We start from the raw sequence: 15,771 nt of genomic DNA, 5'->3' as shown, positions 1-15,771 counted from the left end.
AGGAGATAAAGATGTCATCAAAGAAAGAGAGATTAGATATACTTTTAGTTGAGAAGGGCATATGTAATTCAAGAGAAAGAGCTAAAACTAATATTATGGCTGGATTAGTTTTTGTTGATGGACAGAGAGTTGACAAAGCTGGAGAGAAAGTTAACAGAGATGCTGAAATTATATTTAAAGGCGAAGAGTTAAAATACGTAAGTAGAGGCGGATTAAAGCTAGAAAAAGCAATGAATGAGTTTAATATATCATTAGATAATAAGGTATGTATGGATATAGGTGCTTCTACTGGTGGATTTACAGATTGTATGCTTCAAAATGGCGCAGCTAAGGTGTTTTCAGTAGATGTAGGATATGGACAGTTTGCTTGGAAACTTAGAGTTGATGAAAGAGTTGTTTGTATGGAGAGAACTAATATAAGATATGTGACTCCTGAAGATATAGGAGATAAATTAGATTTTGCTTCTATAGACGTTTCATTTATTTCTTTAAGAACTATAATGCCTGCAGTTAAAAATTTATTAAAAGACAATGGTGAAGTCGTGGCTTTAATTAAACCACAATTTGAAGCAGGAAGAGAAAAAGTTGGTAAAAAGGGTGTAGTTAGAGATAAAGAAGTACACAAAGAAGTTGTATCCAACATAGCTAATTATTTAATAGAAAATGACTTTAATATAATTGGTATGAGTTTCTCACCTATTAAAGGGCCAGAAGGAAATAGAGAATATCTTGTGTATTTTTCAAAAGATAAAGAAAAAGAATCAGATTTTAGTTTAGATAAAATTAATGATATAATAGAAGAATCACATAGCCAGCTATAATAGCTGGCTTTAGGTATAGGAGAATTAAAAAAGGAAATATTATGAGAAATATTGCTATAGCGTTAAATCCTTCAAAAGATAAAGATGGGAAAATACTAGAAAAGATATTATTAAAATTAAATGATGTATTCTTAGATTCTAAAATTACAGTTTTAAATAGTTTTGATATAAGTTCTATTAATATTGATGAAGAGCTTGACTTAATTATTGTATTAGGTGGAGATGGAACTATTTTAGGTGTAGCGAGGGATATAAACGACAAATACAATTATCCTATTTTAGGAGTTAATATCGGTAATTTAGGATTTCTTGCAAGTATAGAAATAGATAATTTAGATTATGCTTTGAAAAAAATTAAAAATAATGAATTCATAATTCAAGAAAGAATTTTATTAGAGTGTGAAAGTAATATAGAAGGTAATTTTGAAGTGAATAAGGCTTTAAATGATATAGTTATAGCTAGAGGGACATTATCTAGAATGATGAAATTTAAGGTGTTTATAGATGATAAGTTATACTATACTTTTAAAGGTGATGGACTAATAATTTCTACTCCAACAGGATCTACAGCATATTCATTTTCAGCAGGAGGTCCATTTGTTTATCCAGATATGGACGTAATTACAATCACACCTATTTGTCCGCATACTAAGAGTATGCAACCAATAGTTTTAAATAGTAAAAGTAAAATTGAAATTAAAGCAGATAGTTATAGTGAAGAGATATACTTGACTTTTGATGGACAAAAATCTTTAAAAAATATTGATAAAAGTATTATTAAAATAAAAAAAGCAAAAGAAAATGCAAAAATATTACTATTAGATGATTATGATTATTTTAAGGTGTTACGTAAGAAAATCTTAAATAATCAAGTAGAAGGGGAGGAAAATTAGTTTGAAGTCAAAAAGACATAATAAAGTACTAGAAATAATAAACCAATCCGAAATTGAAACACAAGAAGAATTAGCAGAAGAGCTTAAAAAAAATGGATTTGATGTAACTCAAGCTACAGTATCAAGAGATATAAAGATATTAAAACTTGTAAAAATGCAGAGTTCATCAGGAAAATATAGATATGTAGCGCCAAGTAAAGAAGAGCGTGGATTAAATGATAAATTATATAGCATTTTAAAAAATGCAGCAATTTCAGCAGAAAAAGTGGATAAGTTTGTAGTATTAAAAACATTAACTGGTACTGCTTCAGCAGTTGCAGAGGCTATAGATAATCTTTATACAGAGGATGTTGCAGGAACGATTGCAGGAGACAATACAATATTTATTTTAGTAAGAACAGATGAAAAGGCAGAAGAGCTTATTTTAAAGGTAAGAAAGATAATTTCTTAAAATAGATATTAAGGTGGGGTACAATGTTAATAGGATTAAATATAAAGAACTTTGCGTTAATTCAAGAACTTTCAGTTGAATTTGGTGCAGGATTTAATATATTATCAGGAGAAACTGGTGCCGGGAAATCTATATTAATTGATACTATTGATTATGTTTTAGGTGGAAAGTTTTCTAAAGATTTAATAAGATATGGAGAAGAGAAAACATATGTTGAAGCTATTTTCTCTATAGAAAATGAAGAAATATATGAAATTTTAGACGAATTAGGAATAGAGAAAGATGAACTGTTAATAATCACAAGAGAAACTACAATTTTTGGGAAAAGCTTTATAAAAGTAAATGGTAGAACTATTGTGTTATCACAATTAAAAAGAATAAGAGAAAAGCTTCTTGATATACACGGACAACATCAAAATCAAAATTTACTTAATAAAGGAACTCATATTTTATATTTAGATGAATTTTATATGGATAAATTAAAAGGATTATTGAGTAAATTTGATAAGTTAAGATGTAAACATATAGAATTAATAGAAAAATTAAATAGACTTAAAGGAAGCGAAGATAGAGAAAAACTTGTAGATTATATTAAGTTTCAAATAGATGATATTGAAAAAGCTAATTTGAAAATTGGAGAAGATGAAGCATTAAAAGAGGAGTTTAATCTTCTTAATAATGCTGAAAAAATATCATTAAGTCTCTCTAAAAGTTATAGCTATTTACATACTTCAAATAATGGAATATCAGTATTAGAAGGTTTATCTAAGGTAATAAGTGAGTTATCATCTGTTGAAGGTCATTCAGAGAAGATCAAAAATAGAAGAGTTGAAATAGAAGAAGCGTATTATGTTATAGAAGAGGCTTCACGTGAGATTAGAGATATTGGCGATGAAGTATATTATGATGAAAATGAATTAGCTAAAATTAATGAAAGAATATATCAGATAGATATTTACAAAAGAAAATATGGAAACTCTATAGAAGATATTTTAAATAATTTAAAAAATTTAAAAGAGCAGTATGAAGAGTTAACAAATTCTGAAGTTATAATTAATAAATTAAAAGAAGAATTAGAACAATTAAGAGTTCAAATGAGAAAAGTTGGAGAAGAGATACATATATTAAGAGTTGAAGCTGCTGAAATTTTACAGAAAAGTATAAAAGAAGAGCTTTCATATGTAGGATTAGAAAAAGCAATCATAAAGATAGAAGTTGAATTATGTGAAGACTTTAATCAATATGGTTATGATGATGTTCAATTTTTAGTATCTGCAAATCCTGGAGAACCATTAAAACCATTAGAGAAGGTTTTATCAGGAGGAGAATTATCAAGAATTATGTTAGCATTAAAATGTGTATTTGTTGATAGAGATAGAATTCCAACACTTATTTTTGATGAAATTGATACAGGTATAAGTGGTACTATTGGAAAAAGAGTTGGAGAAAAAATGTATCAAGTTTCTACAAAGCATCAAGTTTTATGTATAACTCACTTACCTCAAATAGCTGCACTTTCAGATAACCATTACTTTGTATCAAAAAAGGTTGAAGATAATAAAACATTTACTGGCATTAAGATATTACCTAAAGATGAAAAAGTAAAAGAAATTGCTAAAATGATTGGTGGAGATGAAATTAGTAGCGTAGCTTTAGAAAATGCTTCAGAAATGGTTAGATTTGCTGATTTAAAAAAAGAAGAAATTAAAAAAAATCATATATAGTTACATAAGATTAAGCAATACTGCAAAAAATAAAATCATGGAAAAAAAACATGGTTTTATTTTTTTTATAAAAAATTATTTTTCTTAATAATTTTTAACTTTAATAACAAAGTTACTACAGCATATTGTAAATTCTATAAGGGAAAATTAAAGTCAGAAGCAAAGGAGGAGGAGATAAAATGATTAAAAAGTTCATTAAACGCTTTAGCATAATAGCTGCTCCAATGTTTATTTTGACTTTAATTACTTATCTAAGTATCTCAAGGATACCAGATAAAATATACATTAATGAAGAATCAAAGTTAACAGACCTTTCATTACATGATACTAGCTTTCTAAACAAAATAAAATTAAATAACGATAAATTGAATATAGACTTTTTAGGACTTTTTCCTATAAAATCTGTAGCTGTTCAAACAGTTCCAAATTTAGAGGTATATCCAGGTGGAACTAGTGTTGGAGTCAAATTATCCACAAATGGAGTCTTAGTTGTAGGATATTCAAATGTGGAGACACTAAATGGAACAGAAGATAGCCCAGGTAAAAGTTCAGGTATAGAGCTAGGGGATATGATATTAAAAGTTAATGGAACTGACATAGAAAGTTCTAAGGATTTGATATCTAAAGTTAAATCAAGTAATAGTGATTTTATAAATGTTGAAATTTTAAGAGGTAAAAGTAAGTTAACAAAAGAAATTAAACTTTTAAAAGAAGGAGAAGAATATAAATTAGGATTATGGGTGCGTGATTCTACTGCAGGGATTGGAACATTAACATTTTATCATGAAGATAGTGATACTTTTGGTGCATTAGGACATCCAATAACAGATTCTGATACAAATACAGTATTTTCAATAAAAAATGGTGAATTACTTAGATCATCCATTTTAAGTGTTAGAAAAGGTCAAAGAGGAGCTCCTGGAGAATTGAAAGGATTATTCCTCAATGAAAAAGAATCAATTGGAAGTATAAGTAGAAATATGGGATCAGGAATATATGGAAAGACCTCTGAACCATTAATAAATCCTGTATTTAATGAACCTATGCAAGTTGGTTATAGGAATGAGATAAATGAAGGACCAGCAAAAATTATAACAACTATAGGAGAAGATGGTCCAAAATTATATGATATAGAAATTGTTAAATTATTGCCTCAAGATAAACCGGGGGCAAAAAGTATGATAATCAAAGTAACTGATGAAGAGTTATTAAGTCGTACAGGTGGAATTGTTCAAGGAATGAGTGGAAGTCCAATAATACAAAATGATAAAATTATTGGTGCAGTTACGCACGTTTTGATAAATAAACCCGATTATGGATATGGTATATATATCGAATGGATGTTAAAAGATGCTGAAATTTTACCATAAAAGCAAGGCCTACTTTATTAAAGTAGGCTTTTGTTTAAAAAAAGGCAGAAAAATTTCAAAATTATGTAAAAAGGACTATTATGTTTTTTTTTATTGTGTTATAATACAAATATAATGTGATTTGTATTATAAAAAACATAAATTTTACAAATAATTAAAAATCTATTAAATTGAAGGGTTTTTTTATATAACATTGAATATGGTTTATATTTTTATGTAAAATCATGGTAAAGGAGAAAGGGAAATGGAATCAAACAAAATTTCAGTATTAATTGCAGATGATAATAAAGAATTTTGCAGTATTTTAAATGACTATTTATTAAATCAGAGAGATATTGTTGTAACAGGTATTGCAAAAGATGGAAAGGAAGCTTTAGCACTTATTGAACAAAAAGAACCAGATTTAGTTGTTTTAGACATAATTATGCCACATTTAGATGGCCTTGGAGTTCTTGAAAGATTACATTCAATGAATTTAAAGAAATTTCCAAGAATCATTGTTCTTTCAGCAGTAGGACAAGATAAGATAACTCAAAGAGCTATAACTTTAGGTGCAGATTATTATGTAGTAAAACCATTTGATATGGATATTTTTACAAAGAGAATAAGGGAAATGTTTAATGGGGTTGTTACAACAGAAGTTATAAAGAAACCTATATCAGTACCTGTAAACGAAGTAGTGTCATCTAATGGGCCAATGGATTTAGAAACTGAAATTACAAATATTATCCATGAGATTGGTGTGCCTGCTCACATAAAAGGATATATGTATTTAAGAGAAGCTATAACTATGGTTGTTAATGATATGGAACTTCTATCTGCTGTTACAAAGGAATTATATCCTTCAATAGCTAAGAAATACAATACAACAGCTTCAAGAGTAGAAAGAGCTATAAGACATGCTATAGAAGTTGCGTGGGGAAGAGGGCAAATAGAAGCTATCAACAAATTGTTTGGATATACAGTTCATAATGATAAAGGAAAGCCTACAAATAGTGAATTTATCGCTATAATTGCAGACAAGCTAAGACTTAAGAATAAAGTTTCTTAATAATTAAAAAGCTAAATAAGAATGGTTAAGACAGCAACTAATTTGTTAAATGCATTTTAGTTGCTGTTTTTTATGTTATTTGATTATTATTGTTTTATAACTTAATAGTAATTTAGTAATATAGATAAAAAAGAGAGGGATAATATAGTTAAAATTATAAATTTAAAATAATATGTTAAAAAGAAAGTAGGTATAAATTTGAGTACATTATTAAGATACATAATGGAGCATCTTTTAGCTGATGCTAAACCATCAATTTATTTAAAAAGTATTAAAGAATCATTAAAAGATACACCTTTAGAGATACTGATAGAATTAGAATCGGTAGAACAAGAAAAAAAACACCATCCAGAAGGAAATGTGTGGAATCATGTATTATTAGTTGTAGATCAAGCTGCTACTATAAGAGAGTATGCAAATAGTCCTAAGAGTCTAATGTTAGCAGCTTTATTACATGATGTAGGAAAAAAAGCAGCAACTAAAAAAAATAGAAGCGGTAGATGGATATCTTACGATCATGATAAAATTGGAGCTGACTTAGCTCGTAAAATATTAAAAAACTACGATATTAAAGAAGATGAAATTGATAAGGTTTGTAATATGGTTAGATATCATATGCACCATTTATTTATTATAAAAAACTTACCTTATGGAAATGTTGAAGGCTTGATAAATGATGTAGATATTAATGATATGGCATTATTATTTATTTCTGATAGATTAGGAAGAAATCAAGAAACATATGAAGAAAAGAGTAAGGAAGTTTTAGATGTACTAGAAATCTTAGATATTTTAAAAAGAAATTATAATGTAGATGTAACTCAAGCTAAGGAAAATGTTGAAAAAATACTGAAAAATTTAAATAAATAGTATTTTACATATATTCACTTATGAATAATACTGTTAATCTCGTCATATTATTCAATGTAGAATGATTTTGGAGGGATTAAAATGAATATAATTAATAAGGCACAACATAATTATAAAGAAAATAAAATATTTTATTTTATGGTATTCATATTTTTTTGTGTAGGAATTACTTTAGGAACTTTTATGGTTAAGTATATGAACTATAATGATGCTACTGACTTAACAGATTACTTTTTAACTTTTACTAAAAGTATAGTTTCAGAGCAAGTTAACACAAAAGTTTTATTACTAGATGTCTTAAAGAAAAATTTGATTCTGCTAACAGCAATCGTATTATTTGGCTTTACAATCTTTGGTGCCCCATTAATTTTATTAATAGACTTAATTAAGGGATTTACCTTAGGTTATACATTTAGTTTTTTATTAACTAGCTTTGATGGAAAGGGAATTTGGCTTGCAGTAGCATCGACTTTACCTCAGAACATAATTTATATACCATGTTTCATTGCATTAAGTATAGTTTTTATACAATTTTCTTCAATGAAACTTAGAGATAGGTTCTTTAATAAAGGAAAAGTAAATACAATAGTAGAGAAGGAAATAATTTTTAAAGTAGGGGTATTCTTGTGTGTATTTATTGTTGGTACGATAGTTGAAACTTATCTCTGTCCAAACTTAATTAAGTTTATTTTAACAAATGTTTATAAAATTGTTTAACAGAATATAAATATAGAGGGAAATATAAAAAAATGTCGAATTATATAAATTAGATGGGAATGGGGAGAATTATGAAAGAGATAGTAAACGAGTATAGGGAATCATTGTTACAAAGCCATAAAAGTGAAAATACTGTTTATGCATATGTTACAGATGTAAATTTATATATTAAATATTTAAATAGCAAGGATATTTATCTAAATGAATCAGATAATAACACAGTATCTGATTATATACAATATCTATTAGATGAAGGGAAATCTGAAAGGTCAATAAATAGAATAGTAATTAGTTTAAGAAGTTTTTATAATTTTTTAAAAGATCATAAGATAATAAGAGATATTCCTAAAATATATTATAAGGCAACTGATAGCACAAAGAAACTTCCAGAAATTCTTACAGTTGAAGAAGTTGATAAGATAATAAAGGTAGTGGATAAGGATTGTAATAAAGGTATAAGAGATAACGCACTATTAGAACTTATGTATGCAACTGGTATGAAGGTATCAGAAATAATAGGATTAAAAGTAGAATGTGTTAATCTTGATTTATCATACGTTGTATGTCATGATAATAGAAATTATGAAAGAGTAATTCCTATTGGCAGAAGTGCTAAAAATGCAATAAAAGAATATTTAAAGATAAGAGATCTTATTGCAGCAAGTGGAGTTGATAATCTTTTTGTAAATCTTAATGGTCAACAATTAACTAGACAAGGTGTATGGAGAATAGTAAAAGAGTATTCTCACAAAGCTGGAATAAAGAAAGATGTAAACTTAAATACTTTCAGACACTCATTTGCTGTACACTTATTACAAAATGGAGCTAATGTAAGAGCAGTACAAAAATTATTAGGAAATCAAGTCCTAACATATATGGATACTTACTATGAAATAATAAACAATGATAAGATAAATTTAGTTTACAAGAACTCCCATCCGAGAGCATAAGGCAATAAGACATGAGTATAGGGAGCATATTTAAGAGTAGGAAAGGAGAAACAAAAATGAAGAGAGCTATACTAGTTATATTAGATAGTTTAGGAGTAGGAGAATTACCAGATGCAAAGGAATATGGTGATGTTGGAAGCCATACGCTAGACAACATATATAAAGTTTGCGGAAGATTAAATATTAACAATTTAGAGGAGCTTGGTATCGGAAATATAGAAGGCGTTAATGGACCTAATAAATGTGATAGTCCAAAAGGATCATATGGTAGAGCTATGGAACTTTCTAAAGGTAAAGATACAGTTACTGGACATTGGGAAATCGGAGGGGTTATCTTAGATAAACCATTAAACACATATCCAGAAGGATTCTCAGATGAAATAATAAATGAATTTTTAGAAAAAACAAATCAAAAAGGTATATTAGGTAATGTAGTTGCTTCAGGGACAGAGATAATTAAAGAATTAGGTGCAGAACATGTAAAAACAGGATACCCAATAATCTATACTTCTGCAGATTCAGTATTTCAAATAGCAGCTCATGAAGAAGTTATTTCCATAGAGGAATTATATAAAATGTGCGAAATTGCAAGGGAAATGTTAGTAGGCGACAAGGCTGTAGGTAGAGTAATCGCAAGACCATTTATAGGTGAAGAAGGTAACTTCACAAGAACATCTAATAGAAGAGATTATGCGTTAAATCCATTTTCTAAAACTATGCTTGAATATTTAAAAGAAAACGGTAAAGAAGTAGCAGCAGTAGGTAAAATAGAAGACATTTATAATAAAGTAGGTGTTACTAAAGCTGTGCATACTAAAAATAATATGGATGGCGTAGATAAAACATTAGAATATATGAAAGAAGTAGAAGAGGGATTAATCTTTACTAATCTTGTAGATTTTGATATGTTATATGGCCATAGAAATGACGCAAAAGGTTACGGAAAAGCTATAGAAGATTTTGATGGCAGATTACAAGAAATATATAACAATATGAGCGATGATGATATGCTTATAATTGCAGCAGATCATGGTTGTGACCCTACAACAGATAGCACAGATCACTCAAGAGAATATATTCCAGTATTAGTTTATGGTAAAAAACTTAAAGGTGGAGTAGATTTAGGAACAAGAAAAGGCTTTACAGATATAGGAAAGACTATTTTAGATTTATTTAATATAGATAATGAAATTAAAGGTGAAAGCTTTTTAGATAAGCTAAAGTAGTTTCTTAGGAGGAATATTAATTATGAGAATGTATGACATAATAATGAATAAAAGAAAAGGTAATGAATTATCAAAAGAAGAGATTGATTTTGTTGTAGATGGATTTACAAAAGGTGAAATTCCGGATTACCAAGTTTCAGCTTTGTTAATGGCTATTTTCTTTAATAAAATGAATAAAAGAGAAACTGCAGATTTAACTATGGCTATGGTAAAATCAGGAGATGAAATTGATTTAAGTAAAATTAATGGAATTAAAGTAGATAAACATTCAACTGGAGGAGTTGGTGATAAAACTTCAATCTGCTTAACTCCTTTAGTAGCATCATTAGATGTGCCTGTAGCTAAAATGTCTGGAAGAGGTTTAGGACATACAGGAGGAACTATAGATAAGCTTGAAACATTTGAAGGATTCTCTGTAGAATTAACAGAAGAAGAATTTACTAATAATGTTAACTCAATAAACATAGCAATTATGGGGCAAAGTGGAAACCTAGTTCCAGCTGATAAAAAGCTATATGCATTAAGAGATGTTACAGCGACAGTAGATAATATGTCTTTAATAGCATCAAGTATAATGAGTAAAAAGATAGCTTCAGGAGCAGATGCCATAGTTTTAGATGTAAAAGTTGGAGATGGAGCTTTTATGAAAACACCAGAAGATGCTAGAAGTTTAGCACAAGAGATGGTTAACATAGGTAATGCTTTAGATAGGCAGACTATAGCTGTAATATCTGATATGGATCAACCTTTAGGATATGCTATAGGAAATAGCTTAGAGGTTAAAGAGGCTATAGAACTATTAAAAGGTAATGGCCCAAAAGACTTATTAGAATTAACTTTAACTATAGGTTCTAATATGTTAGTATGCGCAAAGAAGGCTAATACTGTAGAAGAGGGAAGAAAATTATTACTTCAAAACATAGAAAATGGTAAAGGCTTAGAAAAGCTAAAAGAATTTATAAAAGCTCAAGGTGGAGATGTGGCACCAATAGATAACTTAGATCTTTTACCAAAAGCTAAATTTATTGAACCTGTAGTAGCACAACAGGATGGATATATAACAAAAATTAAAGCAGAAGCTTTTGGGCTAATAGCAATGGAATTAGGTGCAGGAAGAGCAACTAAGGAAAGCGAAATAGATTTAGCTGTTGGTATAGTTTTAAATAAGAAACGTGGAGATAAAGTTTCTAAAGGTGATATTCTAGCTTATATTCATGCAAATAACGAAGATAAGATAGAAAAAGCTAAAAAGGATATATTAAGCAATATAACTATAAATGATAGTTATGACTTAAATATTCCAGTAGTATATGAAATAATTAGATAATTATAAAAAAATATGATAGAGAGAAATAATAATTCTTTCTATCATATTTTTATTTCTTTTGGTAATAATAAGCTTGAAAGGAGGAACATAGATGAACAAAAATTTTATTAAAATTATTTCTTTTGTACTTTTATGTTTATTATCTTTAAGCAATATTACAGTTAGCGCAAGCTTAAATGGAGAAAACTTAGAGGAAGAATTCTACGATGAAATTACTACTAATTCAGTGTATGAAGAGGGTAATATAGTAGTTGAAGCGAGAAGTGCACTTTTAATGGAGCCAATAAGTGGCACTATTTTGTATGAAAAAAATATAGATGAAAAGTTTGCTCCAGCGTCAGTTACAAAAATAATGACAATGCTTTTAGCTATGGAAGCTGTAGATAGTGGTAAAATATCTTTACAAGACAAAATAACTTGTAGTGAAAATGCTAAAAAAATGGGTGGTAGCACAATGCTACTAGATACAGGAGAAGTAAGAACAGTAGAAGAAATATTAAAAGGAATTGCTATTGCTTCAGGAAATGATGCTGCAGTTGCTATGGCGGAGTTTTTAGGTGGTACAGAAGAAGCTTTTGTTGAAATGATGAATAAAAGAGCACAAGAGCTGGGAATGACTAATACAACTTTTAAAAATTGCAATGGATTACCTGTAGAAGGACATCTTTCAACCGCACGTGATATTGCAACAATGTCAATGGAACTTTTAAAACATAAAGGTATTTTAAAGTATACTGGAACATACATGGAAACAATATCAGAAGGTCGTAAAACTCCAATAGAATTAGTAAATCATAATAAGTTAGTTCGTTTCTTTAATGGATGTGATGGTCTAAAAACAGGATTTACTGATGAAGCAAAATATTGTATTTCTGCAACAGCAGTTCATGATGGTGTAAGAATGTTAAGTATAATTATGGGTGCGCCAACATACAAGGTGCGTAATAGAGATGCTAGCATGCTTCTAAATTATGGTTTCTCAAAATTTGAAGGCAAAAAGATTTTTGATAAAGATGCTGATGTAGAAAAGATTTATTTAGGCAAGAATACCGACAGATTCTTTATAGCAAAATCTCAAGATGATTTAGTTATTGTAGTACCTAAAGGAACTGATGGTGAACCAACAACTAAAGTAGTATTAGATGAGTTAAAAGACTCATATACTATGGGAGAAGTTGTAGGAAAATGTGAAGTTTATATGGGAGAAAACAAAGTTGGTGAAGGATTACTTTATGCAGATAGAGATGTAGAAAAAGCTAATTTCCTAGATAACTTCAAATATAATATGAAAAATCTATTTAAAAAAGGTATCTAATAAAAATTTGAGCACATAATATACTAAATTTTGTATATTATGTGCTTGATTTGTTTATACAAATATGCATTATATGATATAATCAAGCTATAGGAGTGGATATTATGAAAAGAATAAGTATTTTAGCTTTGATTATAATTACTATGCTAACTATAGGTTGTAGTAATAAAAATAAAGAAAGTATAGATAACAATGGAATGTATACAGAAGAAGTAGAGAAAGATGAAGAAATAATTGAAGAAAATTATACTGTATTTAATTGTTTAGATAATGTTTATGAGAAAAATCAAGATATTACATTATACGAAAAAGGTGAGGAAGTATTTAATAACTTAACTAATAATATATATGAAACCGGTAAGTATATGGAAGTAGACTATGCTAATGATTTTATTGAGAAATATTTATCTGGAGATCAAAGCGTTTATAATTATTTAATAACTCTTGATGATAAATATGATGTAGGATATAAAGAAGCTAATAATGATGAAAAAGATAGATTAAAAGAATCATTACAATTTTTAAGAGAGCAGATGTATTTAAATAATGAAGATCCAATTTATTTTAGGCTTTCTAAAGTTAGTTATGATGGACAAGTTGAGGGAATAAAAGATTCAGTTATTTTAAATATGACTGGATATATTTCAGGGGATAATATTAACTTTTTATCTTTATCAAAGTTTACTATTACTATAGTTCAAGATAAAGACAAGTTATTAGTTAATATTATATAGAAATTATAAGTATTGTTTTAAGCAATAGGCAAGATGAATAACTTATAATTTACAATAAAAAATTAAAAATTTTTGGAGGAGAGTATATGAAGGTAGCGTTAATAGCCCATGATAAGAAGAAAGAAGAAATGATAGAATTTACTAAGAAAAATGAAGACATATTAAAAAATATGGATTTAGTTGCTACAGGAACAACAGGATTAAGAATTATGGAGAATACATCTTTACAAGTTAAAAGATTTAAGAGTGGACCATTAGGAGGAGATCAACAAATAGGGGCTTTAGTATCTGAACATGAAGTTGATATGGTAATTTTTTTAAGAGACCCACTTACTGCACAACCTCATGAACCAGATATTAGTGCATTATTAAGATTATGTGATGTTTATAAGATACCACTAGCAACAAATATTGGAACTGCAGAGCTTTTACTAGAGGCAACAACTATAAAGTAGTTAAATAAATACATAATAAAAAAAGTCAGCTTTGCTGGCTTTTTTTATTTTAAATATTTATAGCTAAATTTTAATATTAAGTACCATAATAACATTGTAATTAGGAATAGGAATTGTAGATTTATAAAGTAAAAATATCCTTCTCCTATGTAAGATAAAACAGAATCTTTAGCAGCATAATTTGAAGTAAAGCTTACAAACATATAATTCGAACCGTATATTTCGTTAAATATACCAAGACAAATTCCTAGAATTTCAGTTAGAAATATAACTTTAAAAGTATCTTTTATAGTTACGGTATATTTGTAAATAAAAATAAAATAGATTGGAATTAAAATGATAGATAGATGACAAATCATAAATTGGTAGTATCTAAAATATTTAAATGAAAGATCTAATTCAGGTGCTAAAAGGCTACTTATTCCACCTAATACACCAGTAAAGACAACAAAATTAAACAGATTTTTATTTTTAGTAAAACATAATATTATACAAAGGATATTACTAATAAAGCAAATATGAAGAGGGAGATTATATACAGTTACTCCATTACTAGACCATTCTAATATATAGTAAAGTGTTAGAAAAATTGAAGATATTATAGCAAAAGAGTATCTAAGTTTTTTATCTAATAATTTATTATTTCTGAGTTTATTCCTCATTAAATAAAGTGTAATTATTATAAATATAAGAATAAAGATAGGGGTGAACTTTTCAAAGAAAGTTATTTGATAATTTACCTCTATGTTACTTAAGCTAAAAAACTTACTCATAAACACCATCCTCAATATAACAATTATTATATTAAAGTATATAAAGATACTGGGATAATATGATAAAAAAAGTTACTTTAAACATATTTATAATATCAAAAACATAAAATGGTTTAAGGATAGTAATTAGAGGATGTGAGTAAAAATGAAAGTTAAAGTAGATGTATTTTCAGGTTTTTTAGGCGCAGGAAAAACAAGACTTATTAAAAAGTTAATTAATGATAAGTATTATAGAGAAAAGATAGCTATAGTTGAAAATGAATTTGGAGAAGTAAGTATCGATGGTGCTATTTTAAGAGAAACAAACACTGTAATTACAGAGATTAATTCAGGATGTATTTGTTGTCAAGTAAGTGGAAATTTTAAAAAAGCTATATCTAATATTATTAATAATTATGAAGTTGATAGGCTTATAATTGAGCCTACTGGTGTCGCTAAACTTAGTGAATTAAAAAGAGTATTTGAAGAAAAAGAACTTAGTGAAGTTGTAGAGATAGATAAATTAATTACAGTTGTAGACGGAGAAAGATTTTATATATACTTAAATAATTTTAGAAAGTTCTTCGTAGATCAAATTAAAGCTGCTGATGTAATAGTTATTAGTAGGGTACAATTTATAGATAAAGATAAATTGGATAAGATAGTAGCTGATATTAAAGCTTTGAATTCAAAAGCTATAGTAGTAGATAAAGAGTGGAGTAAAGTAAATGCACAAGAACTTATTCCAATAGGAGAGCATAGGAAAGGTGATAATAAGATTTTTAGAAGAGCCTATGTTAAAAATAATAAAGGAGTATCAGCTCATATTGATTCTGCAGATGATACATTCCAAACATTTGCTATGAGCTTAAATAGAGCAATTTCTGAAAAAGAGCTTATTAGTAAATTTAATTTTGTAGCTAATACACATAGCTTTGGGGAAATTATAAGAGCTAAAGGTATAGTAAAACTTAATGATGAAACAATGAAGCAATTTGATTTTTCTTTAGATGAATTTTCAATTGAAGCTGTAAATTATGAAGGTGATGGGATTATATCTTTTATCGGTGTAGATTTAAATAAAGATGAAATAAAAAGATTTTTTCAGTAATAAT

The 15,771-nt window shown here is 27.8% G+C and carries 15 protein-coding genes; all 15 read left to right on the top strand.

The window, feature by feature from the left end:
* Nucleotides 1-11 precede the first annotated feature (11 nt).
* The gene (locus tag H8S10_RS08265; protein ID WP_055265814.1) at nucleotides 12-821 is read left to right on the top strand and encodes a TlyA family RNA methyltransferase; all 810 of its coding nucleotides are present in this window, start codon (nucleotides 12-14) and stop codon (nucleotides 819-821) included.
* A 41-nt stretch (nucleotides 822-862) separates the two neighbouring features.
* The gene (locus H8S10_RS08260) at nucleotides 863-1,714 is read left to right on the top strand and encodes an NAD(+)/NADH kinase (RefSeq protein ID WP_055265812.1); all 852 of its coding nucleotides are present in this window, start codon (nucleotides 863-865) and stop codon (nucleotides 1,712-1,714) included.
* 1 nt (nucleotide 1,715) lies between these two features.
* Nucleotides 1,716-2,165, top strand: coding sequence for an arginine repressor (locus H8S10_RS08255; protein ID WP_055265810.1), 450 nt, complete (start codon nucleotides 1,716-1,718; stop codon nucleotides 2,163-2,165).
* 23 nt (nucleotides 2,166-2,188) lie between these two features.
* Complete coding sequence (recN, locus tag H8S10_RS08250; protein ID WP_186838552.1) at nucleotides 2,189-3,889, top strand: DNA repair protein RecN; 1,701 nt, start codon at nucleotides 2,189-2,191, stop codon at nucleotides 3,887-3,889.
* A 179-nt stretch (nucleotides 3,890-4,068) separates the two neighbouring features.
* Entirely contained in the window at nucleotides 4,069-5,259 is a 1,191-nt protein-coding gene (gene spoIVB / locus H8S10_RS08245) for a SpoIVB peptidase (RefSeq protein WP_055265806.1), read from the top strand.
* 244 nt (nucleotides 5,260-5,503) lie between these two features.
* A complete protein-coding gene (gene spo0A / locus H8S10_RS08240; RefSeq protein WP_186838551.1) occupies nucleotides 5,504-6,310 on the top strand; it encodes a sporulation transcription factor Spo0A in 807 nt (268 codons plus the stop codon).
* 198 nt (nucleotides 6,311-6,508) lie between these two features.
* Nucleotides 6,509-7,180, top strand: coding sequence for an HD domain-containing protein (locus H8S10_RS08235; RefSeq protein ID WP_186838550.1), 672 nt, complete (start codon nucleotides 6,509-6,511; stop codon nucleotides 7,178-7,180).
* An 81-nt stretch (nucleotides 7,181-7,261) separates the two neighbouring features.
* The gene (spoIIM, locus tag H8S10_RS08230; protein ID WP_055265800.1) at nucleotides 7,262-7,897 is read left to right on the top strand and encodes a stage II sporulation protein M; all 636 of its coding nucleotides are present in this window, start codon (nucleotides 7,262-7,264) and stop codon (nucleotides 7,895-7,897) included.
* A 71-nt stretch (nucleotides 7,898-7,968) separates the two neighbouring features.
* A complete protein-coding gene (locus H8S10_RS08225) occupies nucleotides 7,969-8,847 on the top strand; it encodes a tyrosine-type recombinase/integrase (RefSeq protein WP_055265798.1) in 879 nt (292 codons plus the stop codon).
* 56 nt (nucleotides 8,848-8,903) lie between these two features.
* Nucleotides 8,904-10,073, top strand: coding sequence for a phosphopentomutase (locus tag H8S10_RS08220; protein WP_186838549.1), 1,170 nt, complete (start codon nucleotides 8,904-8,906; stop codon nucleotides 10,071-10,073).
* 22 nt (nucleotides 10,074-10,095) lie between these two features.
* On the top strand, nucleotides 10,096-11,400 hold the full coding sequence (locus H8S10_RS08215) for a pyrimidine-nucleoside phosphorylase (protein WP_055265794.1): 1,305 nt from the start codon (nucleotides 10,096-10,098) through the stop codon (nucleotides 11,398-11,400).
* Nucleotides 11,401-11,491: 91 nt separating this feature from the next.
* Nucleotides 11,492-12,715, top strand: coding sequence for a D-alanyl-D-alanine carboxypeptidase family protein (locus H8S10_RS08210; RefSeq protein WP_055265792.1), 1,224 nt, complete (start codon nucleotides 11,492-11,494; stop codon nucleotides 12,713-12,715).
* Between the two features lie 104 nt (nucleotides 12,716-12,819).
* On the top strand, nucleotides 12,820-13,449 hold the full coding sequence (locus H8S10_RS08205) for a hypothetical protein (protein WP_186838548.1): 630 nt from the start codon (nucleotides 12,820-12,822) through the stop codon (nucleotides 13,447-13,449).
* A gap of 86 nt (nucleotides 13,450-13,535) precedes the next feature.
* Nucleotides 13,536-13,904 carry a methylglyoxal synthase gene (mgsA, locus tag H8S10_RS08200; protein WP_055265788.1) on the top strand — a complete coding sequence of 123 codons (369 nt, stop codon included), beginning with the start codon at nucleotides 13,536-13,538 and terminating at the stop codon, nucleotides 13,902-13,904.
* A 918-nt stretch (nucleotides 13,905-14,822) separates the two neighbouring features.
* Nucleotides 14,823-15,767 carry a GTP-binding protein gene (locus tag H8S10_RS08190; RefSeq protein WP_186838546.1) on the top strand — a complete coding sequence of 315 codons (945 nt, stop codon included), beginning with the start codon at nucleotides 14,823-14,825 and terminating at the stop codon, nucleotides 15,765-15,767.
* Nucleotides 15,768-15,771: the final 4 nt, after the last annotated feature.

Origin of the sequence: Clostridium sp. NSJ-49 (genome assembly GCF_014287725.1) — a bacterium.
Classification (GTDB): Bacteria; Bacillota; Clostridia; order Clostridiales; family Clostridiaceae; genus Clostridium; species Clostridium disporicum_B.
The sequence above is the reverse complement of the archived record's forward strand: the minus strand, read 5'-3'. Positions and strand labels throughout refer to the sequence as shown.

Excerpts from the sequence above, each read along its gene's own strand:
- H8S10_RS08260 (WP_055265812.1), top strand. The coding sequence starts at position 863 with ATGAGAAATATTGCTATAGCGTTAAATCCTTCAAAAGATAAAGATGGG.
- H8S10_RS08190 (WP_186838546.1), top strand. The coding sequence starts at position 14,823 with ATGAAAGTTAAAGTAGATGTATTTTCAGGTTTTTTAGGCGCAGGAAAA.
- H8S10_RS08210 (WP_055265792.1), top strand. The coding sequence starts at position 11,492 with ATGAACAAAAATTTTATTAAAATTATTTCTTTTGTACTTTTATGTTTA.
- H8S10_RS08205 (WP_186838548.1), top strand. The coding sequence starts at position 12,820 with ATGAAAAGAATAAGTATTTTAGCTTTGATTATAATTACTATGCTAACT.
- H8S10_RS08215 (WP_055265794.1), top strand. The coding sequence starts at position 10,096 with ATGAGAATGTATGACATAATAATGAATAAAAGAAAAGGTAATGAATTA.
- H8S10_RS08265 (WP_055265814.1), top strand. The coding sequence starts at position 12 with ATGTCATCAAAGAAAGAGAGATTAGATATACTTTTAGTTGAGAAGGGC.
- H8S10_RS08225 (WP_055265798.1), top strand. The coding sequence starts at position 7,969 with ATGAAAGAGATAGTAAACGAGTATAGGGAATCATTGTTACAAAGCCAT.
- spoIIM (WP_055265800.1), top strand. The coding sequence starts at position 7,262 with ATGAATATAATTAATAAGGCACAACATAATTATAAAGAAAATAAAATA.
- spoIVB (WP_055265806.1), top strand. The coding sequence starts at position 4,069 with ATGATTAAAAAGTTCATTAAACGCTTTAGCATAATAGCTGCTCCAATG.
- recN (WP_186838552.1), top strand. The coding sequence starts at position 2,189 with ATGTTAATAGGATTAAATATAAAGAACTTTGCGTTAATTCAAGAACTT.
- H8S10_RS08220 (WP_186838549.1), top strand. The coding sequence starts at position 8,904 with ATGAAGAGAGCTATACTAGTTATATTAGATAGTTTAGGAGTAGGAGAA.
- spo0A (WP_186838551.1), top strand. The coding sequence starts at position 5,504 with ATGGAATCAAACAAAATTTCAGTATTAATTGCAGATGATAATAAAGAA.
- mgsA (WP_055265788.1), top strand. The coding sequence starts at position 13,536 with ATGAAGGTAGCGTTAATAGCCCATGATAAGAAGAAAGAAGAAATGATA.